This is a genomic window from Mesorhizobium sp. 2RAF21 (genome assembly GCF_052115345.1).
Classification (GTDB): domain Bacteria; phylum Pseudomonadota; class Alphaproteobacteria; order Rhizobiales; family Rhizobiaceae; genus Mesorhizobium; species Mesorhizobium terrae.
The window spans coordinates 1-22,658 of record NZ_JBFRGM010000024.1 but is presented as its reverse complement, the minus strand read 5'-3'; the positions used below and the strand labels follow the sequence as shown (position 1 = coordinate 22,658).

The following is a 22,658-nucleotide window of genomic DNA, read 5'->3' as shown; positions in this document are numbered from 1 at the left end:
AAAGCCTCAGCGCTCTTCTCCGAACTCACTATCTAAATCTTTAAGGGTCTGCGCTGCCTGGCGAAGTCTGGGTCCAGGTGCATCTAATACGATATTGATCATTGCCGCGAAATCGTCAGCCTCGTCCCGCCTCGCCGCAGCAAGAATGTCCCGCACATTGCAGGTCTCTCCTGAGGGAGCGGGGGGTCCAGCGCCGAGCTCGAGACCCTTGCGGGGCTGCGGCGCCGGCGCCGGCGCCGTGGTCAGAACAAGGGGCGCACGGGCTTCCTTTGCGGCGGCGCTGGGCCTCTTCGCCTTCGGCGCACTGGTTTGAGCCGGCCGGCGGGGCGAGGCTTTGCCAGATCGCGCCGGTGCGCGGGCAGCGGCCGCCTCCGTTGGCTCCAGATGTGACGTGTCGGGGCCGGGGTTAATCGCTCCCTGAAGGGATTCATCCTGCCAGACCCGCAATCTGGGCAGAGGCGGCGGGACGCTTCTCGCGCGCTCGTAATAACCGCGATATGGCTTGTCCAAGTAGTGCCTGATCTTGGTCAGCTCGAACGACGGGGAATTTTTTACCATCAGGATGGACAGGCGCGCCGACATTTCCCGTAGCTCGAGCGGGCTGCGCAGGGGGCGCGGCGTGTAGTGCGGCGACCAGACTCGCGGCGCGAAGATGCCCTGGCCCGGCCGCTGGATCGGCGTCTTATAGACCTGCGTGGTCTCACCAAGCATTTTGGAAACGAAGTCCGAAGTCTCAAGATCGTTGATCTGGATGAACAGCTTGATCTGCGAGCCAGAGACTGTGGTGATGCGGGTGTTCTTGCCGTAAAGCTCGTCGAGCTGCGCGAGGTCCTGCATGACGATTGCCATCCGGAAGCCATATCCGGCGCTGATCGTGATCTTGGAAATCAGCGAATCCATTCGGCCGACGTGATAGAACTCGTCGAGCATCAGCAGAACCTGATGCGGCTCGTCGTCGCCGGGAATCTTGACCATTAGAAGGTCGTGGATTTGCTGGAACAAGATGCGAATGAGCGGCCGGAAGATTGAAAGCTCGGCGATCGTGCATCCGATGAAGATTGTCATCGGCGTGCGCCGCAGCTCCCGGATGTCGAAGTCCGAGGTTTCCGTCGCGGCCGAGATGAGACCGTTGTTCCAAAGGCTCATCGCCATGTTGACGTTGAAGACCGCGCTGTTGCGCGTCTCCGGCTCGAGCGCGATGTATTGATTGAAGCTGTCGACCACCCATGTCGGCAGATTTTGTCGCTCGGTGCGGACGATGGCCCGCAGCACCGTCGAGATGTCCTTCCCGGTGGTCGTCATACGGGCCACCGTGCGCATGTGCTGAGCGCCCTCGATCAGCGGCGAGGAAAGCACATAGCCGATCAGGGCGGAGAGCAAGAGCCGACCGGCGCCGGCCCAAGTGTCGTCGGCCTTTTCTGGAATGACGAAGGAGGCGACCACGAGACAGTCGGTAGCCATGCGCTCGTCGCGGCGCACGAAGTCGAGAGGATTGTAGCGGTGTGTGTCGTTCGATCCCGGCGAGAACATGAAAACCTTATTGCCCATCGCCGTGCGATGGTTGGCGAGGGCCTCGAAGTTCTCGCGCTTCGGGTCGAAGAAGACTGCCGAACCTTGCCACACATAACCATTGGGCAGGACGAAGCCCGTCCCTTTGCCGGACCGCGATGGTCCGACCACGAGGATATGCGCAGGTTCGTCGGAACGGATGGTGACACCACTGAGCAATCCGAGGACGATTCCACGTTTGCTGGTCAAACCCCGCTTCGCCGCTTCCATCAGATTGCCGAAGCGAGCCGCTCCGTACGGCATCTGTCGACGGTTGATGTAGGCGAAGAGCGCGCCGGCGAGGCCAAGGGCGACCACTGCGGCGGCGGCGTATCCGGCACGGATGAGTGCCTCGGCGCGCGTCGGCGGATAGACCAGCCGCTCATAAAAATGGCGCCATGCCACCAGAAAAAAGTCGGCGGAGCGGTCGGCATTCTGCATCGCGAACAGCGCCCAGCGGCCGGCGCCCTCGCTCGGGAACCGGTGGGGCGCCCAGCGCAGCGCGACCACCACCTCATACGCCAGGCTCCAGAACAAGCAGAACGCCAGAAGCACGAGAAGCCCGATGCCAATGCGGAATGCGATGATGCGGCTCATCGGTCATACCTCGCGGCGTGCTCGCGTCGCCAGTCGGGCATGCGCGAGAAATAGATCTCGGATGTGCCGCGCCAGCCGCCAACCTTGGTTTGTTGAACCACGATCGGAAGAACGGACTTGATGTACGCGATGATCTCGTCACGCCGCAGACCAAGCCCGGCCTGCATCACCATCAGCGCCAGCTGTTCGAAGGCGCCGGCCGAACTGTCGGCATGGACCGTCGTGATGCTGCCGGGATGTCCCGTATTGATCGCGCGCAGAAACGAATAGGCTTCGGCGCCGCGGATCTCGCCGAGAAAAATGCGGTCCGGACGCAGCCGCATGGAAGCCTGCAGGAGCATTTCGACCGTAACTCGCGCTTCGCCCTGGTCCCCCTTCGAGGCCACCAAGGGAAGGTAGTTCTTCTGGATCGGATTGACCTCACGCGTGTCCTCGATCGTGATGATGCGCTCGTCGGCCGGCACTTCCTTGAGTATCGCGTTCAGGAACGTCGTCTTTCCGGAGCTTGTCCCTCCCGAAAGCAGGATCGAATATCGACTGACAACGGCCAGCTTGATAAAGTCCTCGATGCGGCCTGCGTCGAGATGCTCGCACAGGCGGCGATCGACGTCGGACAAGGCGCCCTCTTCGGCCATCGCGACCTTGTCGAACGATCCCATGCGGCGATAATCGTCGAGCCGCATCTCCTTGATGACCTGCTTGCGGATGGCAAACGCACCGCCCGAGGTCGTCGCTGGGGGAATGACGCCTTGGAAGCGCTCCCCCGTTGGCAAGGCCGCGGACAGAAGCGGATGTTCTTCGTTGACGCTTTGCCCCGAATGACCCGCGACGCGCTCGGCCAAGTGGCGGATCGCGTGTTCGCTGAGCGCTGGCACCTCGTGCCTTTCCATCGCCGATTGTCCAAACCGTTCGACCCAGACTTCCCCAGGCCCATTGGCGCAGATCTCGACGACCTGATCGTCCTCGAGCCAAGGTCGGATCGGCTCCAGCGCGCGATCAATGAAGACCGTCAGGCTTCGCGCCACTACGCTCACGCTTCAGCTCCCTGAGGGCTTCCTTGACCGGATCGGGATACAATGCCGAGAAATCGAGATCGCGCCGCACGAACACGATGATCCGCGTTCCCTGGTCGAGGTAGATCGTCGGTGGAATGTTGATCGAGTTGCGCAGGGCCTCCTGAGCGATGTTGGTCAAAGTTTGGGAGATGTTCTGTGCGGCGATCTGACGGGCCTGCAGGGAAAGCTGGTTCTGGTTCACGCCGGTTTGGGTCTGCGTCACGACGCCGGTCACGGGGTCGGTGGTCGTGATGACCGTGCCGTTGCCATAGCCGTCGGTGTTCTGTCCGTATGCGCTGAGGAATTGTGCTCCCCCGCCGACCAGCGACAGCACGATCGCCGAGCCGAAGCGCTCGAGATAATGATTGTCGACGAAGCCAGCGTTGCCGGCACGGCCGAGCTCGTCGGCGCCGTTCGAACCGAGTTGCACCGACACGCCGTCGGACCGCAACATCCGGGTCCAGACGATGAAGACCCGGGTCTGGCCCTGGGCGATGCCGGACCGATACTCGCCGATCAGGCGGCTGCCCGACGGAATAAGCACGCGTCGGCCGTCGAACGACCAGACATTCTCGGTCACGACAGCCCGCACCATGCCGGGCAGATCGCTCTGTACGGCCGTTTCCAGCACGCCGCGGATCAGCGTGCCCTGCGCCACCAGCGCGTCGATGCGGTCGTTCTTTGATGCGCGGGCCACTTCGACCCCTGCGGCGGAGACCGATGCGAGGAAGCGCCTATTGGGATCGTCTTCGTTGCCTGCCGCACCACGAGGTCCGTCCTCGCCATTCGTAGCGGCGGCCGCCGAGGCGTTATCAGCGATCACCTGTGGCGCGCGCAGCCGCTCCCAGCGCCGTCGCTCTTCCTCCTGGCGTTGCCGCTCGAGCTCCGCGAGCCGCCGCGCCTCGTCATCGTTGGGCGGTGCCGCGACAAGGGGCGGTTCCGGTGCCGGCGGCGGCGGCAGCGCCAGGGGCGGTGCGACCGGAGGAGCAGGCGGAGCGGGTTCGGGCGGCGCCGGCGGCACGACGATCGTGCCCTGATCGGTTTGCGGACGGGGCGTCGAAAGCGACGGCGCCGGAAACTGGGTGGTCGTGAATTCTTCTTTGTCCGGCGTCGTCAACGTGGGAGTCCGGCGGGCCAGCGATCCGTAGATGAGCCAGGCGGCAATCGCCAGCGCCCCAAGCGGTATGGCGATCTTCAAGAAACCGCCGACAGCGGTTCGCCCCCGGGCGACAGAGCTGGCGGCGGCCGCCTCGAGCTCCAGTGAACGATAATCGTCGGCCGTCGGCATGCGCGCTCAACCTCCCGAGGCGGTGGCCGCGCCCACGCGCTGCGGCGCGTAAGGCTCAAGGCCTGTCGGCTCATGCACGTTGGTCAGACGGCGGTTGAAGATGCAGGTCGATTCCTGGCCGTTGCGCAGGGTCCATTGCGCGGAGACCTTGTCGACGACGACATAGGGTCCCTCTGTCCGGAAATTGACGAGGCTCTCATTGCGATCCGCGTCGACGATGAAGATCGCCGGCGTCTCGCCCTCGAACCGAAACCAGGTCTTGGTGCCGTCGTCGAAGACGGCGACCGGCTTGTTGGTGGAAGACCCCTTGTAGCCGTAGTTGCTGTTGGCGTTCGCGATGTTGAGCGCTTTCAAGTTCGGATTGGCGGCGCGCTCCTTGGCTTCGGCAAGCAGCCGGGCGCTGGCTTCGTCATCCGGGAAGCGAAACCGCACGGCGTAGATCTGATTCGATGGCGGGCGCGTGTTCGAGCGCAGCAGGAACGAGTAGACTCGCTTGTCGGTCACGACGTTGAGATTGGATTGCGCGTTCTTCTCCACGGGTTTGATGAAGATGATGTCGCCTTTTCGGTTCGGCTCGACGCGCCAGGCAATGGAATCGCCGAGCGCCAACGTCTCGATCTTTTCGTCAGGCTGCAGCTGGATCATCGTCGACGTGCCGTAGGTGGCGTCGATTGCGGTGACGTTGTCCCGGCTGTAGACGACGTCGCGCACACGCGGGTCGAGGCGGCCGGGACGCGGCGTCGATTCGGCAAGCGCCGCGCCCGTCGACAGTAAGAGGGTAAGAAGCGCAAGAGCGGACGGCCGCATCATGGCTGCTGCCCCACGCTGCGCGGAGATGGCGCCGATTCCTGGTCACGCCGATATTCGAGCACCTGGAAGCCCAGCGGATTGTCGAAACGCCATTCGTTGCGCATGGGCGCGGACGTGTAACGGAAGCGCACCAGAGAAACCCAGTGCCGAGTCACGATGTTGGTGGCCGACTTTTCGTCGGTGGAGAAGCGGACCAGAGCGGTGCGGTTGTTCGGAAAGGTCACCGACTTGATGGTGACGCTGACCTCGGTGTTCGTCCCGTAGATCTTCACCGGGTTATTGGGATTGGCGGGCGAGTAAATCTCGGTGAGCTCGCGCGCCGCGTCTCCGGCGGCGAGGAGTTGGGCGAGATCAAAATTATCCTTCAGCGCCTTCGGATCGTAGGTCTCGCGCGCTTTGATGTAGCGCACGACATTGAACATCGTCACCGCCTCGTCCTGCGTCAGCGGTCCCTCCGCGGTCGGTCGCTTGACCTCGACGAACCCCGTCGTTTTGTCGACGACGACCATATAAGGCTCGTAGGTCTTGAGTGGCACGAGGAGCGCCAGCACGGCGAGCGCGGTGACGGCAACCACGGTCATCACGGTGGCGACGATCCAGGCTAGCGCGCGCGAGTTGCGGTTGCGCCGGGCGATATCATGCTCCCAGGTTGCGCCGTCGGCATAATAGCGCGGATCAACCCGGTCGGACTGGGTCGTGGTATCCGTCACGGTCTTCCTCCCCCGCCCTGCGCCGGCGGTGCGCCGGAGTTGCGGAGTTGGTCGGCGAGCCGACGGAACTCTGCGGACTGCGTCCAGCTCGCGGCGCGGAGGCCGACGCGCGCTCTCTGCCGCGCGGCCAGCTCCTCCCGCCGCGACATCGAAGCGGGGTTGAACGGATTGCGGAAGGCGAGGCGCGCTCGGTTGGCGGCCGCCCCCATCCGGTAGCCGGAGGCCGTGGCCAGGACCGCGCCGAGCCGGGGCGCGAAGATCGGGACGCCACCTGCGATAGCGGCCGCCATGTTATTGATCTGGCTCAGCAGGAGGATGCCGATGATGGCGAGCAGCACCACCGGTCCGATTGTTGCCCATGTGGCAGACTTGCTGTTGGCGACGCCGTTCAGCGTGTCGATCGATTGCTGGATCAGCGAGACATAGAAGGCGAGGAAGGCGTATACGAGCACCTGCACAAGGAAATACTGCGCGAGTGAGCTCATCCAGCCGCTGAAGAACCGCGACGTGACGCCGAACATAAGCAGGATGATGAATAGCGGCGCCAGGGCAAGCAGAAGCCACATGAACATCTTCGACAACACGATCAGGAAGATGGCGAAACCGATCAGGATCGCCATGACAACGTAGAAAACGGCGGCGAAGATGTAGGGTCCCCAATTGGTAATGCCGGCATTCTGTAGAAACGCCTCGGTCGCGCTATTGGTCGTGTCCCACATGTTCTGCAAGGCCGACTGGACGGCGTTGACCGAGGTGAGATTGGCCGAGGTGCCGGTATTGTTGGCGGAAGTGACGGCGCTCAGCAGCGCGTTGCCGATGGCGGAAGGACCGTCATTCAGTATCGTATACACGAAGGTTTGGAATTCTCCCCAGCGGGTCGCCAGGACATAGATCATCATCGCGCGAAAGAGCCGGAAGGCATGATCCGTCGGGCCGCCGCTGGCCGTGCCCTGCCAGATCCCGACGCCCCAGAAGATTACGTAAAGCGTCAGGAGTAGACCGGCGACGCCGGTTGTCCCGCCCGATGTCGCCGCGTTCGCGAGGGCCTGATATGCCGTCGAAACGTAATTCTGGCCAAGCTGGTCGACGGATTGCAGTAGCGAAGTGATATTGAAATTGTTGGCCATCGCGCTCCTCAGATCGGCCGCATCGGGCCGCAGGCGTCAACGGCCTCAACCGCGGCTCGAGCGGGCGGCGCGGGAGGGAGCTGCGCGTAGGCCAGCGGCGCGCCGCCCTCGTCGGGTGAACACGGCGCTTTCAGCGGCTTATAGGCACAGCCGCCGAGCGCGAGTGTGAGTAGTGCGCTGGCCATGAGGAGCGATACCGATCTCACTGCGGCGGCGCCTTGGGTTGCGTGAATGTCATGGCCCGCGAGGCGGATTCCGCGGCATCGTTCCGGTTGGGGGACGTTTCAGCGGTGCCCGTCGCCGGCCATGAGGATGGACGGAGCGCGTAGCGTCCGACCGCGACGCCCACGGCGAGCGCAACCACGGCTGTCGCGATGACAATGGCCTTCGACATGGGGGGCCCCAGATGTTGTGTTGCGCCGTCCCGCGCGGCGTGCGCGAAAGCTTTTCGCGGCTCGCCGCCCGCTCCGCTACTGAGTGAATTTCATGGCGCGCGCCGCGGCCGACTCCGCCGCGATGCGATCGAGATTGGCCTGGTTCGCCGCAGCGGCTGCATTGTTCGCAACCCCGTTCAGTTCATTGATCGTCAGGCCGGTCTGAACCTGCACCTGGGTATTCTGATCGATGCTGCCTTTCAGATCCTGCGCTTGGCCGATCTGCTGGCCGCCCTGCTTGAAAGCGCTCGATCGCTGCTGCACCGCGCTCTGTGTCGAGTTGATGAGCCCCGAGAGCGTAGCGGCGACGTTCACGGAACTCTTGTAAGCCGTGTCCACGGGGTGGCTCTGGCCGCTGGTGAGACCGGTGATCGTCTGTACGAGCTGCAGGCCATTGATCAGAGTCGACACGATGTTCTGCGAGTTCGAGCCCATGCCGGCGAAAGACAGCGCCCCGCCCGAGATCACCGATCCGAGGGAGGGCGCCTGCGCCATGGAGAAGCCGCCGCCGAGGGCCATTTGTGCGAGCGTTCCTTGCGCCTGGGACGAGCGATCGCCCGTCACCGCTTGCAGCGTCTTCTGGGTGAACTGCATGATCTGCTGATCGGCGGTCAGGATCTTCTGGGTGCTGGTTGCGATCTCCTGGGCCTTTTGCAGGTTGGCGTTGTCGATTACCGGGACTTGCGCCAACGCTGGCGACAATTGGGCGGTCACGATGATGGCGATGAGGGCAAGGATGGTGCGCATGAAAATCCTCCCTAGCGGGTGTCGTTGTTGATCGCGGCCAGCGCCGCGGCGACGTCGGCCACGGTCAAGCCGGGCCCGGTCGAAGCGCCGTCGTTCGTCGGTGTGCCTTGCGCCTGTGCGAGGTAAAAGATGACGTTGCCGTCGGTGTCGACGTAGCGGGCGCTGACGCATCCAGGGTCGGGGTTCGTGCCCGGCGGTGTGGTCGAGCATCCCGTCGGCGTCCGGCAAGGGTCAGTCGGCGAGCCGGTCCCGATCATGCCCACGGGACAGACCGGACCGGAGGCGGGCCGTCCTCCCGTCACCGTCGCCGCCCGCATGCCCCCGGCCGCCCGGCTCATGTCGCTCGTTCTGGCGAGGTTGAGCGCGTTCAGGGCGGTGACCCAAAGGTTCGTCGAATCGATGACGCCGTTCCAGGCAAGGTTGTTCTGCAGCCGCCCCGCGCTGTTCATGTCCATCGCCGCCATCACGGTCGAGCCCGTGCCGACCTGCTGGCCCGCGACCTGAAACCCTGACTGCGCGGCGCCAAGCGTCGAGCGACTGGCATCGAGACCGGCAACCACATTGCCGCTCGACTGAAACAATGTCTGGCTGTTCAACGCGCCGCCTTGCGCCCCAGGATCGGGAGCGGCGGGCATGTCCGGCGCATAGGAGCGAATGGCCTGGCTGCCGGCGCCCGCCTGCGGCTTCACGGTCGGATCGGTGACGTTGGCCTTCTTGCCCGTGGTCACCGCGCATTTGACGCCGCTATTGGCGTCCTTGCGCTGCGTCGTCACCGGTACGAGTTTGACCGTCGTGCTGGCTGTCAGCGAATGTTGGCTGAGCTGTGCTGCGTCGTCGACCGGGATGGCCGCGTGCGCCTGGGTGGCCAAAGCCGCCGCCGCCGCCGCGGCGAGACTGATCAGGATGGTCTTCATGAAGGGTCTCTCCCCAGGAAGATCGGCAGCCACACCGCTGGATCGTCGCCAACGCGCGCGCGCAGCGCGTCGAGCTCCGCCACGGTCTCGGTCCGACCGGACAGCACCTTGATAAGGTCGGGCATGCTCGACAGGTTCAGCCGGGCCACGACGCTGTCCCGGCCGTGCTTGATCAGGAAGGACCGACTTTCGGGGACGGTGCTGCGAATCCAGTCGACCTCGCGGCCCGAAAGGCGGAAAGCCTGACGATAGCTCTCGTCGTCGGCTTTGGGATTCGGAAAGAAGATGTTGGTGCTGGTCTGCTCGATCAGCGTGTTGGACGCGCGTGAGCGGACGATATCGGCCGCAGATTGCGTGCCGAAGCCGATGATGCCGTTCTGCTTGCGGATCGTCTTCAGCTTATCGCGGATGAAGAAGGCAAAGACCTCGTCGTCGAGCAGCCGCCAGCCTTCATCAAGAAAGATCATCACCGGATCGCCCGTGAGCAACTCCTCGGTGCGGTGGAAGATGTACATGAGCGCGGCGGTGCGGATGACGGGATCGTCGAGGACCCGCGTCATGTCGAAGCCGAAGATGCTCGAAATCGAGAACTGGTCCTCATCGTTGTTGAACAGCCAGCCCCGCTGATCCGGCCGCATCCAGCTTTCCAAGCGCGCGAGGAGATCCCCCTCCCCCGCCCGGATGCGACCGCGCAGCAAGGTCGAGAACGCCTTCAGCGTCCGCCCGTCCGGACCCGCTGAAAGCGCCGCTGCGATTGCGTTTCGGATCACCTGCTCTTCGGAAGCGCTGAGATCGCCGCCCTTGGCCGGACGCAGCATGAAGGCGAACAGCTGGTACAGAAACTCGCGGTTCGCTGCCGAGTCGGGCAGCGACAGCGGATTGAACCCGGTGGGCTCGCCGGGAATGAGCGCTTCATATTGACCGCCGAGAGCGCGAATAAAGATCTCAGCGCCACGATCCTTGTCGACGAAGACGAGTTTGGGGCGCGGCTGGATGCGCTGCGTCTGCGCCGCGATGAACGATAGAAACACGGTCTTGCCCGACCCGGTCGGCCCGACGACGGTGAAGTTGCCGATGTCACGAACGTGGTGATTGTAATAGTAGGCCGTCTGCGACGTTGTCTCGAAGACCGAGATTGCGGGGCCCCAGTGGTTGCCGTCGGGGCGCCCGCTCGGATAGTTGTGCAGCGAGGCGAAGCCGGCGAAGTTTTTCGACGAGATCACAGCCTTGCGGGCGATATAGGCGAAATTGCCCGGCAGCTGCGACCAGAACGCCGGTTCGCAATTGAGGTCTTCGCGCACCCAGATCACCGACCGATCCGTCAGCGCGGCACCGGCCGCTGTCACGGCCGCGCCTACCTCGGCGAGATCGCGGCCGAGGCACATCACCGTCATGTGGTGCTCGCCATAGATCGCCTCGGAAGCCAGCAATTCGTCCCGGGCCTCGTCAAGATGCTCCGCGACGATCGAACCGGCCTCGTCGGACATATCGACTTGCCGCGACACGCGATCGATCTGCTTGGCGGCGACCGGCCGATCGACGATGGCGAAGGTCTGGGTGGCGATAAATTCGTGCGGCACCCGCAGGAGATTGTCGAACGAACCGGGACCACTTTGCGCCGGATATTCGCGGATCGAGATCATCGCGCCGAAGCGCGTGTCGTCGCGGCTGGCGCCGCGGATCTCGATGGCGTTGCGGCCGAAGAAGAGACGCTTCGTCGAGAGCGCGTCCGCAAGGTCCATGCGGGGCAGATGCATCGGCCGCGGTAGGCCGCCGTTCACGATCTGCACGAGGAATTCCAGCGGCTCGGAGAACCAGATGCCGTCGCGCCGGACCACGCCGAGTTGCCGCGCGCCATAGGCGGCCAAGTTCTCGCGAACCGCCGTCGCGGCATCGCGCAGCTCGTTGAGGGCGGTCTGAATGGCCACCGACTCGCCGGCCTCGTCCTTGCGGCCGAGAGCCTTCGTCATCAGGACGTCGAAGGTTCCGGCCTGGCCCTGGAGCGGCCGGCGCACGATCGTGAGATAGATGTCGTTGACGAACATTCGACGCTTCGACAGGGAGGCGTCGTAGCGCTCGTCGATCTCGCGGCACAACGCGTTGTCGAAGGTCGACGCGATCCGTGGTTGCACCTCGCGCCGGATGATGTGCGCGGCGAGCGCGAAGCGCGAGTTGGCGAGTGTGCGGACGATGTCGTTGCGGCCGAGCAGACGGGCGTTGACCTCGCTCATGTCGGATGTCTCGAACGAGTAGCCGTCGAGCTTCAACACCGTGAGGAGCAGGCCGTCTCGCGTCTTGAGGATGTGATCGTCGACGTGGCGGGTATAGGGAATGTGCGACGCCACCGGTCGCTCACGGCGGGACACGGCGCCGAAGGTGAGCTCGTCGAGAAGGGCGCGGGCGACCATGGCAGCCTCACGGGGCGTAGCTGTCGGCGCCCCAGAAGGAGCGCGAGCGGGGCGGACATCTTGTCGAGCGGACGAACAGGATCTCGAAGATACGGTCGTCGCGAAGAGTCATCACGTAGCCGAACAGATGGAGCGGAATCGCGACCAGCAGCATGAAGAGATTGTGGGTGACAAGGAAGCACACGCTCGAGACCACGCCGTTGAACATGAAGTACATATACGGCACGCCCATCAGCGTCGGCGCGCGAGTGAGGGCTTTGACCAGCGGGGTGATAAGCGGATCATCGAGCTCGGCTTCGGTCATTGGCCGACCGCCGACTGGAAGAATTGGACGATTTGCGCCGAGCCGAACACCAGAACGATGCCGAAAATGACGCTACCGGCGATGCCCCACGTCAGACGGCCGGACCAGGCGAACAGACCGCACGCGATGACGGCCAGTGTCGCCAGCGCGGTGGCGATCGGGCCTGTCAAAGCCTGAACCAACTGCGTGAGCGTGGATTGCACGGGTTGCAGCGTCCCGCCCGACTGTGCCGCGGCGTCGACGACGCTGAGCGCCACAAGGCTCAGAGCGAGGGGCGTGCGCGAAATCCATCGAGTCATCTAGTCCTCCCTGTCAATCGACGTGCATGACGAAACCATCGTTCCAATGCCTTCCGGCTTGGGGACGCGCCGCATCGGGCCGCGTGGCGAGTTCGACGACGTCAGGCTGGGCGGACGCGAGAGCGCCAGCGCCGCGAGGATCCGGCCAGCTGTAGAAATCGTTGATGACTTGGGCGACGAACCGGACGGTCTCGGGATAGGGAGGAACACCACGGCTCTTGGCGACGGCTTCCTCGCCGGCGTTGTAGGCGGCGAGGATAAAGAACGGGTTCTTGTATTTGTCTTGGAGGCTGCGCAGGAAGCGGATGCCGCCGCGCACGTTATCGGCGGGGCTGCAGAGGTCGACGTTGAAGCGCTGCGCGGTCTGCGGAAGCAGCTGCATCAGGCCGAACGCCCCCTTTCCGGAGAGCGCCATCGAGTTGTACTGGCTTTCGCTCTTCGCCACCGACTGAGCGAATTCGGGCGAGAACTTCTCCTCTGTGGCGATGCGTGCCACCAGCGCTCGCGCGTCGTCGGGCGCCATCGCCTTCGCGCCGCCGCACGGCCGCGCCGCTTCATTCGCGTCGAGGCGGAATCGCGGCGTGTCCAGTGGAATGACGCGGCCGGAGGCATCGACGGTCGCGAGGTGCGAAACGTTCGCTGCGTCCTGAGCGTTTGCGCCGGCGCAGGCCACCATCATCCCCAATCCGATCGCCGCGATTCGCTTTGACATGCCCCTAGGCTCTCCACTTTTCAATAGACAATATATTAGATGTTGTTACCTTGGCAACAGGTTAGTGAATGACGTCCCCAGCTCGATCCGGAGGGATGGAATGAAACGCTGCTCAGTCCTGCTGGCCGGCCTCAGCCTCGGCCTCGTGCAACCCGCCCCACCTGCGGCGGCGCAGGACGCTTCGTTCGGGTGCAAGGTCTTGCTGTGCGCGGCGGCCAGCAATCCGGGATGGTCCAGCATCCCCTACTGCGTGCCGGTCATGCAGGAATTGTTTCGCCGGCTCGCCCGCGGCGGCGGCTGGCCGACCTGTTCTGAAGGGCATGCCAGCGGCCCGGGCTATGAGCCTTACGAAGCCTGTCCGGTAGGCCTAACACCGGTCGCAGGCTTGCCGGGCGGAGAAACATCGCCATCCGCCAGCGGAGAGTTGTGCGCCGATCTGTCCAAGCCCGAGCGCGTGTGCTCAGGAAGCGATGGCGGTTGCACGACGACCTATCCGACGACGCCGCGCCAGCGCCGCAGCGAGCCCTACTACGTCGACATCAGCTCGGCCAACGGCGTGCAGCGCTTCTATTTCTCGCTGCAGGGCTACTAGAATGGGCCGGGCATGGCTGATGGCCGCGATTCTGGCCCTGCCACTCACCGCAACAATGGTGACGGCGCAATCCGCGTCGCCCTGGTTTCCAGTTCCAGCGGACGCCATCTATCTGACAGGCGACAGCTGGTCGGCCGGCGACGTGACCTATCGTCTTTATGGCGTCCAGGCCTGCCTGCGTGACACGAGCTTCACCAACGGCCACGGCCTCAAGCGCGACTGCGGCGAGGCTTCGCTCGCCATGCTTGTCGCACTGGTTCGCGATCTCAGACCGCAGTGCTACGACGCGGCCGAATCGCCGCAGCTGCGAACCGTCTTCGTGTTCTGCCTGGCCAGCCCGAGCAAGGGCGCCGCGGCGGGCTCCCGCATCGATCTCGGCACAGCTCTGATTTCAACCGGCTTCGCCTTCGCCGCGCTCAAACCGGACGGCCAGCCGGTTCACGCGCCGTACTTCGTGGCCCAGCTCGTAGCCCAGAGATCCAAGGCGGGATTGTGGGCGTTCGCCGACCTCCCCGATCCGAACGCGATCATTCTGCGCGCCCTGCGGCAGGCTTCGCCTGCTCCCGCGTCCGGGATGCCAGGAGCAAACCCAGCGACCCCATAGGATCAACGTCAGCACGAGGAGCGACCATGCGAACCACAAATCTCTTCATCGTCCGTGGCTTTGTCGGGCAGGCGCCGAAGGCGTTTAACAAAGCCGCCAAGGTCCACATCGCGACCGACCGCGGGTGGACTGACGCCAAGGGCGAGCGGCACGAGGAGACCGACTGGGTAACGGTCAGCATCCTCAATGAAAAAGCCGCGGCCTGGGTCATCGCCAATGTCGCGAAAGGCGATCCGGTCTATGCCGAATGCCGCATCGCCGACGGCTCCTACAAGAAGGACGGCGAGACGATCTACACGACCGACATCATCGCCAACGTCTTCCACAAGCTCGATCTCGGTGCGCGCGACGATGCCGCGGCGTGACACCGTGTTTCTCGCCATCTCGCTCCTGGCGACCGCGACGACAACCGAGGCTGGCGCGCAGCCGGCCGATCGGAACGAGGGCATTTACGCGCCGCAGCTGCCGCTTCAATCGCCGCCGCTGCGGGTCGAGGTCATCGATGGGGTGCGGTTCCGCGATATCGAGACGGGCGCGGCCTACCGGCTCTACGGCATTGATACCTGCGCGCCGGAGCAGACCGCGCGCTTGGGCAGGCAGCGCTGGCCGTGCGGCACGATGGCGACATCGTGGCTCGTCACGGCGACCCTCAACGCCTGGCTCGCCTGCAGGACATTGCGGGACGAGGCGTCAGAGCACCTGGTGCGGTGCGCCACGGCGGGCCATCCCGACATCGCTGCCGATATGTTGCGCGCCGGCATCGCCGTAGCGCTCCCCGGAACGGACAGGGACCCGGCGATCCGTGCCTACGTCCAAGCCGAGCAGGACGCGCGCAAAGCCTATCGGGGGCTCTGGTCGAGCACATTCCAGATGCCCTGGGAGTGGCGTGCCAAACGCCCGGCCGCGCCGCCGCTCGCCCGGTTCGAGACAACGCCATGAGCCGTATCGCCGTCGTTCTCTCTCTTCCCATCATGCTCGTGCTGTCAGCCTGCGCCGCGCCGCAGCCATGGCCGGTGACGGACTATGGGCCGCCCGCGCGCGAACCGATGTACACGCCCGCCGCCGTCAAGCCCGGCCGTCTGGAATATGCCCCCGATCGGTCGACGTTTGCCCCCATCCTTACCGAGCGTTTTCCCTATCCGACCCAGCCGGAGGCGAACGCGGCCTATCGTCGGCTTCTCGCCGGCTCTGCCAGGGAAGGCAACTTCCCCGCATCGGTGTGGCTGTTCGGGTGCAAGCCGGGCGCGCTGGACGAACAAACCGCCCGTGTGATCCGCTACCGTGGTCCCGTCGTCCATTGCGCGACGGATTTTCTGGACGGCAGTGGCCGTCGCCTTCGCCGCGAAGCGGTAAATTTCTATTACTACGGCGACGTCTGGAACATGCAGCCCGTCTACCCGCCGCGCAGCGTGGTGCCATGGCGCAATCGGGAGCGTTCGCCGAAGGATTTCTGGCGGTGGCTGCCCGGCCGCGACCGCTACGAATAGCAGGCGGCACAATGAGCGCGGCAAGGCAGTTGAGTCATTATATTAGATGTTGTATTAAAGGTACATCGCCGGCCTTTCGCAGCTCTGCCATTTTTGTCCTGGCGATGGAGATCGCAGGGATGATGAACACCCAAGCCCGCGCGCAAACGGTGACGCCCGATCCGGGGACGTGGCGACCGATGGCATATGCGGATCTTCAGCTGCCCTCTCGCGCGACCGCCACCTACACCGACATCTGGAAGGACGCGATCGAACGCAACAACCAAGGCTATCGGCAGCGTGGGGATCATCGCTTCGCGGGCGGCAATGCGCCCGTCACCGAAGCCCATTTCGTCATCTGGAGCCGCGGTCGTTCCGTTGTCCTCAGTATCCTCAACACGGCGATTGGATGCACGATCAAGACCGCGGTGCCGCAGGCGCGTGCGACGGTGAAGCTCTGCCCCATGCGGATTGCGATTTACGAGGGGATCCAGGTGCGCACTCTCGAGGGCGGCCGCGCTTGCTTCCTTGAGCTTGAGCCAGGCGCATCGCCTGATCCGACGGTGTCCGCGGCCTATGCATCCTACGACGTTCCGAACCGGACGTTGAAGACGGGCATGATCGTCAACCATAAGGCTGTCGACGGCTGCTCGCTGGATGTGCCGCTGAACCGCCGCGACGCGGATTGAGGAGAACAATAGAAAATGCACTCTCGGATGATCTGTCTGCTTGCTGCGACCGCCCTTGTCGGCGCGGTGCCAGCAGCCGCGGCCGACGCGGCTTTCAGATACAAGACCTCGTATCGCAACGTGACCCAGGACCCCGACAAGGTCTGGACGGGTGATGCGCTCGCGGCCGGCTCGTCCGGCACCGTGACCATTCACGAATATGAATTGCGCACGCCGCGCGGCGACTTCTTGATCTCGCAGATTTGGAACGACGACTGCACATCCGGCACCTGCCCTACCCGCCTTGTGCGCGTCGCCCCCCATCAGCAGCCGACCGTCCTGGTCGACGATATGATGCATCAGATCGTGCCTCCTGATGATCCGCGCTTCGCCGCGATGGCCGCCGACCAGGCGCAGGCGGCGTTCGCACAGCGTCCCTTCGCGTTGACCGACGACGGGAAGACGCTCGTCAACGGCGATTTCACCTTTGCGATTCCGGAGGGCAAGCCATGACAGCGCGCGCCGTTCGCGGCATCCTGGCCGATGCGGGTCTCCTGCTGTGTCTGTCGGGGGCGGCAGCGTTCGCCGGAGAATCAGCCGCCAATCTTACTGCGGCGGGCATCCCGTCGAACTGTGCGGATTTCGCTGCGAAAGTGTCCAGCAGCGAAGGAAATTTCGGCACCACAAATCAGTTCGGCTGCCTCGGAGCATTCCAATTTTGCCCCGGCACCTTCGAACGCTATTACAGCGGCAGCGCGCAAAGCTTTCTCAACGACCCCTCCGCCCAAGTCGCCGCCTGGACCCGGTACGAACAGAATGAGTGGTCGAAGGCGCAGAGTAACGGCATGACCTCGCTGATCGGACAGCAGGTATGTTACGGCGGCCGCTGCGCCACGATCGACCAATCTTCCATCCTCATGGCCTGCCAGTTCGGCTGCGGCCAGCGCGGGAAGCTCGCAAACTACGCTGCGAGCGGCGATTGCAATGCCCGCAACGTCAAGGATGGCAACGGGGTAAGCGTATGCAGCTACCTCATCCGCGGCGCCGGATATGACGCCTCCTGCTTCACCGGAGACCAGTCGGCGGTTTGCCAGCAGACGCCGACCGGGCCGGGCGATTTTCCGACCTCGACCGGTATAGCCGCCAATCCGCCACCGCCATCGACAGCGTCGATCATCGTCAATCCGACAGACGTCTAGGTACCGCCCAAATCAGTTTTTCTCGGAAGGGTCGCGGATGATCCAGGGAGCAAAATAATTGAGTTCCTCCTCGGTCGACGAACAGAGATCTCCGCCACGATAATGAGCATGAACCAGGGCCCAAAACACAACCTCGTCGGAGCGCCCGGCGAACAGAGCTTTTTGCAAGGTGCGACCGATCAGCGTCACTGCCCGCGAATGTTCATAGCGGGCGTGAAGTTCGTGAGCGATGATCTTGGTATCCGCAGTTCTTATCATAGAATAACTCCATGCTGATACGGACCATCAGGCAACTGACGGCCAGTTAGACATCGGCAGCACCGACTCGTTGGAGCCTCGCGCGGCCCGGATTGTTTCAAGGGTCTCGCGGTTGAAGGACATGCGCAGGGCAACAACTTCGTCGCGGCCAATACGCTGGGGAAAACCGAGTGATCGGACGAAGAACCGCAATTGCATCGCGATTAGCATCAACCGCCAGTCGATCGCGACCGTGACTGTGTCAACCTGATGCTCAATGCCCCATTCGACGACGCCTTGGGCGAGTTCGAGAAAGGGACTGTCACCTCGCGGTCGGTGTTCGCGATAGCTACGCGCAACGCTGAAGCGTGTCCACTCGAACACATGTTCGCCGCGTGGCGGCGTGTGCCGGCACAGATCCGTCAACACATCGCTCAATAAATGCGGGCGAGTGGTTGGTAACAGCCGCTGATAGCCGACGATCTCCTCGTCGCGCAGACAGATGTGATGGATTGCATGCCGATCGTCGAATCGATCGCGCTCGCGACCGCCCGGCTGGCGCAGTTCCTCCCAGCCCTTTTCTTCGACAAAAATTGAATGCCGAAACCGAAAGGCGCGGTCCATCAATGTCTCGTATCGACCGACGTCCGAGCCTGGAATGACCATCAGCATGAAATGCACCTCGACCAGATGACAGAGCCGAGTTGGTCATGTCCATCGCCAGCGCGGTATGGGCACAAAGGTCCATTGCAATCAGACTAGCGCGCGCGTTGTCCGTTCTTGGAGATATTTCAATAAGTGAAAAAACGAAACGCCTATTAGTACGGCAACTCTTCGGCGGACTTAGCTCAGGTGCGATCGCGGCGACACTATCATCGCTATAAAGGTCGCCAGGTCATCTGCCTTTGTTCTTGATCCGCTTCTGGTCGTGCTAAGATTTTGACCCTGAAACCCGCCGAATAAACACGGCGCTAGCCAATAACGCTACGCCGGGGCATCGCAAAGCCAGATTTTGCACCACGGCCCGGTTCTTTGCGCCAATCAATTTTTTCGTCTTCGCGGAACCGCTCCACAAGACGCGTGAAGAGGAAGCGAGGTTTTTGCCCCTGACGGCATGTAGCCCAATTCGTCGCAGCGTTCCCGAAAAGTCATCCGCCGCCGCTCCTTTTGCGCCTCGGCCAATTCGCACTGAATGCCGTGCTCTTCGTCGGTGAGACCCTCGGGGCGGCAGACCGAGCAGGTGCCGAGGTGAAAAACCCGTTCCCACTCCACCAACGCCTGCACATAGGCGCGATGAGCCTCAATCGTGCGCGATTCAAGAGAAGTGCGCCCTCGCGCCTTGGCCCTGATCACTCGATCCTCCGTGGGGAGGTGCCTGCGGTACGCCCCCGCAAACGAACCCTCTCTGACTCTTGGTGATCGGGGAGTTCGAAACCGTGCTAGACGGCCCTGTGGCCTTTAGTTCGGGTGAACCTGTTGCATACGCCACAGGCTCCCCGACCATAAGGTCAAGGAGTGCGGTGCCGTGTCGGCCGGCACCAACCGCTAGCAGGGGTTTCGACGCCCCAGGGCAGCGCGTACTGCCCCACTCGACTCATAACCGTTCGTTCGCTCGGCTTCTAGATCAATTTCGGTAAACCATCGATTGCCAGGCAAGGAGCGCTCGCGTCGTCCGATGAGTCTGAAGCTTGAATTCGTCGATTGTGTGTGATCTCCGTCGCCGCCGCTGGCGAGCGAGGGCGAATATAGGCCGCGGACCTACCGCGTTCGCCGACTTCGTCACCACACCAGACGCCCGTTCGCTCGCCTCCACCCAAAAGGCCGCCGGGCTTCGCTGATCTCGGCTTCTCATTCCGCATGCCAATTCCGACCAGAGCGCAGGTTGCCGGCAAAGTACGTGGTGCCCGTTTTGTCGAATTGGTGATCGATGCCGCTGGCGCGTTGCTGGATGCAAGGGAGGCTTCGCCGCGGTCGAGATCTCGGGCCGCGACGGCTTGCCAGCGCGCCCTTGCATCCGGCACGCTTCGCGGCAGACGGGCGCCGTGCCCTCGGGATAAGGCGAGGCAGGTCAACCGAAGAAGGGACCGGGGTATGTGCGATGCGCGCCCGGTGAAGGCGATGGAGAAAAGGGAAATCGAAGAACTGCGAAGCAAGGTCGGTTGCGCCGCGCTGCTTCAACAGGACGGCTGGAAAATCGATCTAAAGGAGAGCACGCGGCGCGCCGTGAAATTCCGCCGCGATGCCAATATCATTATCGTCATTCACAACGATCGCGGCTGGTTTGACCCGTTGTCGACCGCGAAAGGCGACGTGTTTGATCTCGCCGAGCATCTCGGTGCGCAGGGCTTTCCCGAAGCCTGCGCATGGGTCGCGTCCCTGGTCGGGTTCGTGCCCACCCCGCTCGCGTGGCAGCGCGAGGTCCGGTCCTCCCCGCTTAGCTCCATCGCCGACCGCTGGGCGCGTCGGAGTCTGCCGAGGTCAGGCTCGGCGACCTGGCGCTATCTCACCGAGACACGCGGGCTTCCCGATACGATCGTCGCCGTGGCGGTCGGCCAAGGCATGGTCCGCGAGGGGCCGCATGGCAGCATGTGGGCGGCTCATCGCAGCGAGAACGGCATCGTGGTCGGCTGGGAGGAGCGCGGCCCCCAATGGCGCGGATATGCGACCGGCGGGGCCAAAGAGCTGTTCCGGCTCGGCCCGTCGGCCGCCGCGCGCGTCTGCATCACTGAAGCGGCGATCGATGCCATGAGTCTCGCCGCGATCCAGGTCATGCGGCACGATACGCTCTACGTCAGCACCGGCGGCGGCTGGTCTCCTGCAAGTGAGGATTCGATCCGCCGCTTGGCGGCACGACCGAACACGCATCTCGTCGCGGCGACCGACAACAATCGCCAGGGTGATGTCTATGCCGAGCGCGTCCAGGCGATCGCGGCCCAGACGAGCGCGACCTATGCACGCGCGCGACCGCGCGCCGGCGATTGGAACGAGGACCTGAACTTGCTGCTCGCCCGGCTCGCTGAGCCGCTTGCGGCCGCCGGCTGACGACCCGCTCTCAACCCTACCGCTCGAAGGGTCGACGAAGCGGGCAAGAGGGTATCGGCGGAAAGAGGGAATGGCGTCGCTGCCGCATGCCCGGCCGGCGGGTCAAGGGGGGCTTCGCCCGCTTGGCCAGCGGCCCTTGACCCGCCGGACCGGAGAGGCGGCCGCCCCGAGGGTGTCTTCAACACCCGAAGGGAAGGACGACTCCGATGCCCATCTTCACGATCGAAACCACCTATCGCCTGCCGGTCTATCGGCAGCGCAATTACGAGGCGGAGAGCCTCGCCGAGGCCTGCCGGCTCGCCGTCGAGGACGACGACTGGGACAACGAGAAGCACGACTACGAGACCGCCGGCGAGACCTATGTCACCGGCGTCTGGGAAGGCCGCGATAGCGCCTATAGGGGCCCGTCCGTGCCGGTCCCATCGCACTATCGCGAGACCGTGCAGCGCAAGGCCGATCACTTCGAGGTGCTGCTCGGCCTGGTGAAGGTGCTGAGCGGCGCCGAGGCGTCGGATCGCGCCTATTGGCAGGACCGCGCCGTGTCCGCGATCGCCAAGGCCGAAGCCATCCTCGCCGGCGCCCGCGATCCGGACTGATCCGGCGCCGGCATCCACCATCCCCGCAATCACGCCCGGCCCTGCCGGGCTTTGTCATTTTCAGGAGGCCGACATGGCCAGCTACTTCGTGCCGACCGTCGTGCAGACGACGATTTCCAACCCCGACATGACGCCGCTCGAGCGGCTCGTGCTCGCGCACATCTTCGAGGCCGAGCCTGACGGCGACGGGCTCTATTTCTTCGCCGAGGAAAGCCCCGCCGAGTGCATCGAGGTCGACGCAGCCGAGCTGCGCGCCGCGCACCGGGATTCGGCCGGCGTCGACTGCGTTCTCGACTCCATCGCCGCAGAGCGCCTGGCGGAGACCGCCGATGCCGACACCCACATCGAGCTCGACCTATCCATGACGTCATGGGCGACGATCTTCCAGGACATCGTGCGGCGATCGCCAACGCTCGGGGAAATCGTCGTGACGTCGGCGTTCACCTGCTCGCGGATGCGTCCGGACGGATTCGGCGGCATGGCCACCCTCATCACCGCCGACGCGATCCGATCCTGCGCGACCGACGAGATGATCACGCAATTCCGCGACGAAGCCGCCGCGGCGGCCGCGCCGCCCAGTCATGTGCTCCTGCGTTTCGACGAAGCCGAAGTGCGCACGATGATCGGCGAGGTCATCGCCTATGACGGTGCGCTGACGCGCCTGTCGCCGGATGCGGTGAGCGACGACGACATCCACGCCGCGAGCCTCGCCGCCGTGGCCGCCACGGATCTCGCGGAGGAACGAGGCTCGGCGCTCTTCAAGGCCGCGCTCGGCGCGATCGGCAATGCCGAGCGGCGTCTCGCGGAGGAGGAAAAAGAAGGGAGGAAAGAAGAGGAATGAAGGCGCGATGCCGCATGCCCGGCCGGCGCGTCAAGGGAGGCTTCGCCCGCGTGCCGCGGCCCTTGACCCGCCGGACCGGAGAGGCGGCCCGCGGGAAGGCGTGATGAAGGGCTGAAATGATGAGGGATCAGGCGATCGCTCGCGCTTCGGCCCGCAAGGCTGAAAGGAGCCACCATGCACGCCGTCCCGACAATCCGCAAGGTCTTCCAGGGCGTCGCCACGCGCCATGAGATGTACCGCATGTTCAACCGCCATCGCGGCGATCCCGCCTATGGCGCAGGTGAATGCGCACAGCTCTTCGCTGGAGAGTGGTTCGAATATGTTGCGTAGACGGTTATGTTGCGGCGACGTGATCGTAGCTTGGCTGATCAGCTAAAGTTCACCCAGCGCCGCAACCTAATTTTCTGGCTAAAGGGCGTTCAGGAAAGCCATCAAATTCTTGTCCTCTCGCCAAGGGCGA

General features: G+C 64.0%; 28 protein-coding genes. 12 read left to right on the top strand and 16 right to left on the bottom strand.

Annotation, left to right across the window (positions count from 1 at the left end):
- Positions 1–6: 6 nt before the first annotated feature.
- The 13 genes from AB4136_RS28305 to AB4136_RS28245 form a co-directional block, all read right to left on the bottom strand.
- Positions 7–2,145: a type IV secretory system conjugative DNA transfer family protein gene (locus AB4136_RS28305; protein WP_137901550.1), complete on the bottom strand. Its 2,139-nt coding sequence runs from the start codon at positions 2,143–2,145 to the stop codon at positions 7–9.
- On the bottom strand, positions 2,142–3,179 hold the full coding sequence (gene virB11, locus AB4136_RS28300) for a P-type DNA transfer ATPase VirB11 (RefSeq protein ID WP_137901549.1): 1,038 nt from the start codon (positions 3,177–3,179) through the stop codon (positions 2,142–2,144). Before virB11 ends, AB4136_RS28305 begins: the two co-directional genes overlap by 4 nt.
- Entirely contained in the window at positions 3,142–4,488 is a 1,347-nt protein-coding gene (virB10, locus tag AB4136_RS28295) for a type IV secretion system protein VirB10 (RefSeq protein ID WP_137901548.1), read from the bottom strand. Before virB10 ends, virB11 begins: the two co-directional genes overlap by 38 nt.
- Positions 4,489–4,494: 6 nt before the next feature.
- Positions 4,495–5,298, bottom strand: coding sequence for a P-type conjugative transfer protein VirB9 (gene virB9 / locus AB4136_RS28290; RefSeq protein ID WP_137901547.1), 804 nt, complete (start codon positions 5,296–5,298; stop codon positions 4,495–4,497).
- Positions 5,295–6,008 (bottom strand): virB8 family protein, encoded by a 714-nt coding sequence (locus AB4136_RS28285; protein ID WP_137901546.1) that lies wholly within the window; start codon positions 6,006–6,008, stop codon positions 5,295–5,297. Before AB4136_RS28285 ends, virB9 begins: the two co-directional genes overlap by 4 nt.
- A complete protein-coding gene (locus tag AB4136_RS28280) occupies positions 6,005–7,135 on the bottom strand; it encodes a type IV secretion system protein (RefSeq protein ID WP_137901545.1) in 1,131 nt (376 codons plus the stop codon). Before AB4136_RS28280 ends, AB4136_RS28285 begins: the two co-directional genes overlap by 4 nt.
- A gap of 202 nt (positions 7,136–7,337) precedes the next feature.
- Entirely contained in the window at positions 7,338–7,529 is a 192-nt protein-coding gene (locus tag AB4136_RS28275) for a hypothetical protein (protein ID WP_137901544.1), read from the bottom strand.
- A 76-nt stretch (positions 7,530–7,605) separates the two neighbouring features.
- The gene (locus AB4136_RS28270; protein ID WP_137901543.1) at positions 7,606–8,316 is read right to left on the bottom strand and encodes a type IV secretion system protein; all 711 of its coding nucleotides are present in this window, start codon (positions 8,314–8,316) and stop codon (positions 7,606–7,608) included.
- A gap of 11 nt (positions 8,317–8,327) precedes the next feature.
- Positions 8,328–9,230 (bottom strand): hypothetical protein, encoded by a 903-nt coding sequence (locus AB4136_RS28265; protein WP_137901542.1) that lies wholly within the window; start codon positions 9,228–9,230, stop codon positions 8,328–8,330.
- Positions 9,227–11,638, bottom strand: coding sequence for a VirB4 family type IV secretion/conjugal transfer ATPase (locus tag AB4136_RS28260; protein WP_137901541.1), 2,412 nt, complete (start codon positions 11,636–11,638; stop codon positions 9,227–9,229). The genes AB4136_RS28265 and AB4136_RS28260 overlap by 4 nt, the downstream gene beginning before the upstream one ends.
- Positions 11,639–11,645: 7 nt before the next feature.
- Positions 11,646–11,942 (bottom strand): type IV secretion system protein VirB3, encoded by a 297-nt coding sequence (locus AB4136_RS28255; protein ID WP_006023716.1) that lies wholly within the window; start codon positions 11,940–11,942, stop codon positions 11,646–11,648.
- Complete coding sequence (locus tag AB4136_RS28250) at positions 11,939–12,241, bottom strand: TrbC/VirB2 family protein (RefSeq protein WP_006023715.1); 303 nt, start codon at positions 12,239–12,241, stop codon at positions 11,939–11,941. Before AB4136_RS28250 ends, AB4136_RS28255 begins: the two co-directional genes overlap by 4 nt.
- Before the next feature lie 13 nt (positions 12,242–12,254).
- Positions 12,255–12,920 carry a lytic transglycosylase domain-containing protein gene (locus AB4136_RS28245; protein WP_441931908.1) on the bottom strand — a complete coding sequence of 222 codons (666 nt, stop codon included), beginning with the start codon at positions 12,918–12,920 and terminating at the stop codon, positions 12,255–12,257.
- Between the two features lie 133 nt (positions 12,921–13,053).
- Between AB4136_RS28245 and AB4136_RS28240 the strand changes: the two genes are divergently transcribed.
- From AB4136_RS28240 to AB4136_RS28205, 8 genes are all read left to right on the top strand, one after another.
- Positions 13,054–13,545, top strand: a complete 492-nt coding sequence (locus AB4136_RS28240; protein WP_137901539.1) for a hypothetical protein — start codon at positions 13,054–13,056, stop codon at positions 13,543–13,545.
- Position 13,546: 1 nt separating this feature from the next.
- Positions 13,547–14,149, top strand: a complete 603-nt coding sequence (locus AB4136_RS28235; RefSeq protein WP_137901538.1) for a thermonuclease family protein — start codon at positions 13,547–13,549, stop codon at positions 14,147–14,149.
- Between the two features lie 26 nt (positions 14,150–14,175).
- Positions 14,176–14,514: a single-stranded DNA-binding protein gene (locus AB4136_RS28230; protein ID WP_137901537.1), complete on the top strand. Its 339-nt coding sequence runs from the start codon at positions 14,176–14,178 to the stop codon at positions 14,512–14,514.
- Positions 14,515–14,518: 4 nt separating this feature from the next.
- Positions 14,519–15,088 carry a thermonuclease family protein gene (locus AB4136_RS28225; protein ID WP_393986238.1) on the top strand — a complete coding sequence of 190 codons (570 nt, stop codon included), beginning with the start codon at positions 14,519–14,521 and terminating at the stop codon, positions 15,086–15,088.
- Entirely contained in the window at positions 15,085–15,636 is a 552-nt protein-coding gene (locus AB4136_RS28220) for a hypothetical protein (RefSeq protein ID WP_137901535.1), read from the top strand. Before AB4136_RS28225 ends, AB4136_RS28220 begins: the two co-directional genes overlap by 4 nt.
- A gap of 119 nt (positions 15,637–15,755) precedes the next feature.
- The gene (locus AB4136_RS28215; RefSeq protein ID WP_393986237.1) at positions 15,756–16,304 is read left to right on the top strand and encodes a hypothetical protein; all 549 of its coding nucleotides are present in this window, start codon (positions 15,756–15,758) and stop codon (positions 16,302–16,304) included.
- A 27-nt stretch (positions 16,305–16,331) separates the two neighbouring features.
- The gene (locus AB4136_RS28210; RefSeq protein WP_441931904.1) at positions 16,332–16,796 is read left to right on the top strand and encodes a hypothetical protein; all 465 of its coding nucleotides are present in this window, start codon (positions 16,332–16,334) and stop codon (positions 16,794–16,796) included.
- Positions 16,793–17,482 carry an acyltransferase gene (locus tag AB4136_RS28205; protein ID WP_137901532.1) on the top strand — a complete coding sequence of 230 codons (690 nt, stop codon included), beginning with the start codon at positions 16,793–16,795 and terminating at the stop codon, positions 17,480–17,482. The genes AB4136_RS28210 and AB4136_RS28205 overlap by 4 nt, the downstream gene beginning before the upstream one ends.
- Positions 17,483–17,494: 12 nt before the next feature.
- Here AB4136_RS28205 and AB4136_RS28200 read toward each other — a convergent pair whose 3' ends face one another.
- The 3 genes from AB4136_RS28200 to AB4136_RS28190 form a co-directional block, all read right to left on the bottom strand.
- Positions 17,495–17,740 (bottom strand): hypothetical protein, encoded by a 246-nt coding sequence (locus AB4136_RS28200; protein WP_024921636.1) that lies wholly within the window; start codon positions 17,738–17,740, stop codon positions 17,495–17,497.
- A 27-nt stretch (positions 17,741–17,767) separates the two neighbouring features.
- Entirely contained in the window at positions 17,768–18,391 is a 624-nt protein-coding gene (locus AB4136_RS28195; RefSeq protein WP_137901531.1) for an acyl-homoserine-lactone synthase, read from the bottom strand.
- A gap of 369 nt (positions 18,392–18,760) precedes the next feature.
- The gene (locus tag AB4136_RS28190) at positions 18,761–19,072 is read right to left on the bottom strand and encodes a hypothetical protein (protein ID WP_081758552.1); all 312 of its coding nucleotides are present in this window, start codon (positions 19,070–19,072) and stop codon (positions 18,761–18,763) included.
- Positions 19,073–19,837: 765 nt separating this feature from the next.
- Here AB4136_RS28190 and AB4136_RS28185 point away from each other — a divergent pair.
- The 4 genes from AB4136_RS28185 (at position 19,838) to AB4136_RS28170 (ending at position 22,528) form a co-directional block, all read left to right on the top strand.
- Positions 19,838–20,761 (top strand): DUF3991 and toprim domain-containing protein, encoded by a 924-nt coding sequence (locus AB4136_RS28185; RefSeq protein ID WP_137901607.1) that lies wholly within the window; start codon positions 19,838–19,840, stop codon positions 20,759–20,761.
- A gap of 206 nt (positions 20,762–20,967) precedes the next feature.
- Positions 20,968–21,357, top strand: a complete 390-nt coding sequence (locus AB4136_RS28180) for a hypothetical protein (RefSeq protein ID WP_137901530.1) — start codon at positions 20,968–20,970, stop codon at positions 21,355–21,357.
- Between the two features lie 73 nt (positions 21,358–21,430).
- On the top strand, positions 21,431–22,198 hold the full coding sequence (locus tag AB4136_RS28175; protein ID WP_137901529.1) for a hypothetical protein: 768 nt from the start codon (positions 21,431–21,433) through the stop codon (positions 22,196–22,198).
- Between the two features lie 174 nt (positions 22,199–22,372).
- A complete protein-coding gene (locus AB4136_RS28170; protein ID WP_441931901.1) occupies positions 22,373–22,528 on the top strand; it encodes a DUF1419 domain-containing protein in 156 nt (51 codons plus the stop codon).
- Positions 22,529–22,658 lie beyond the last annotated feature (130 nt).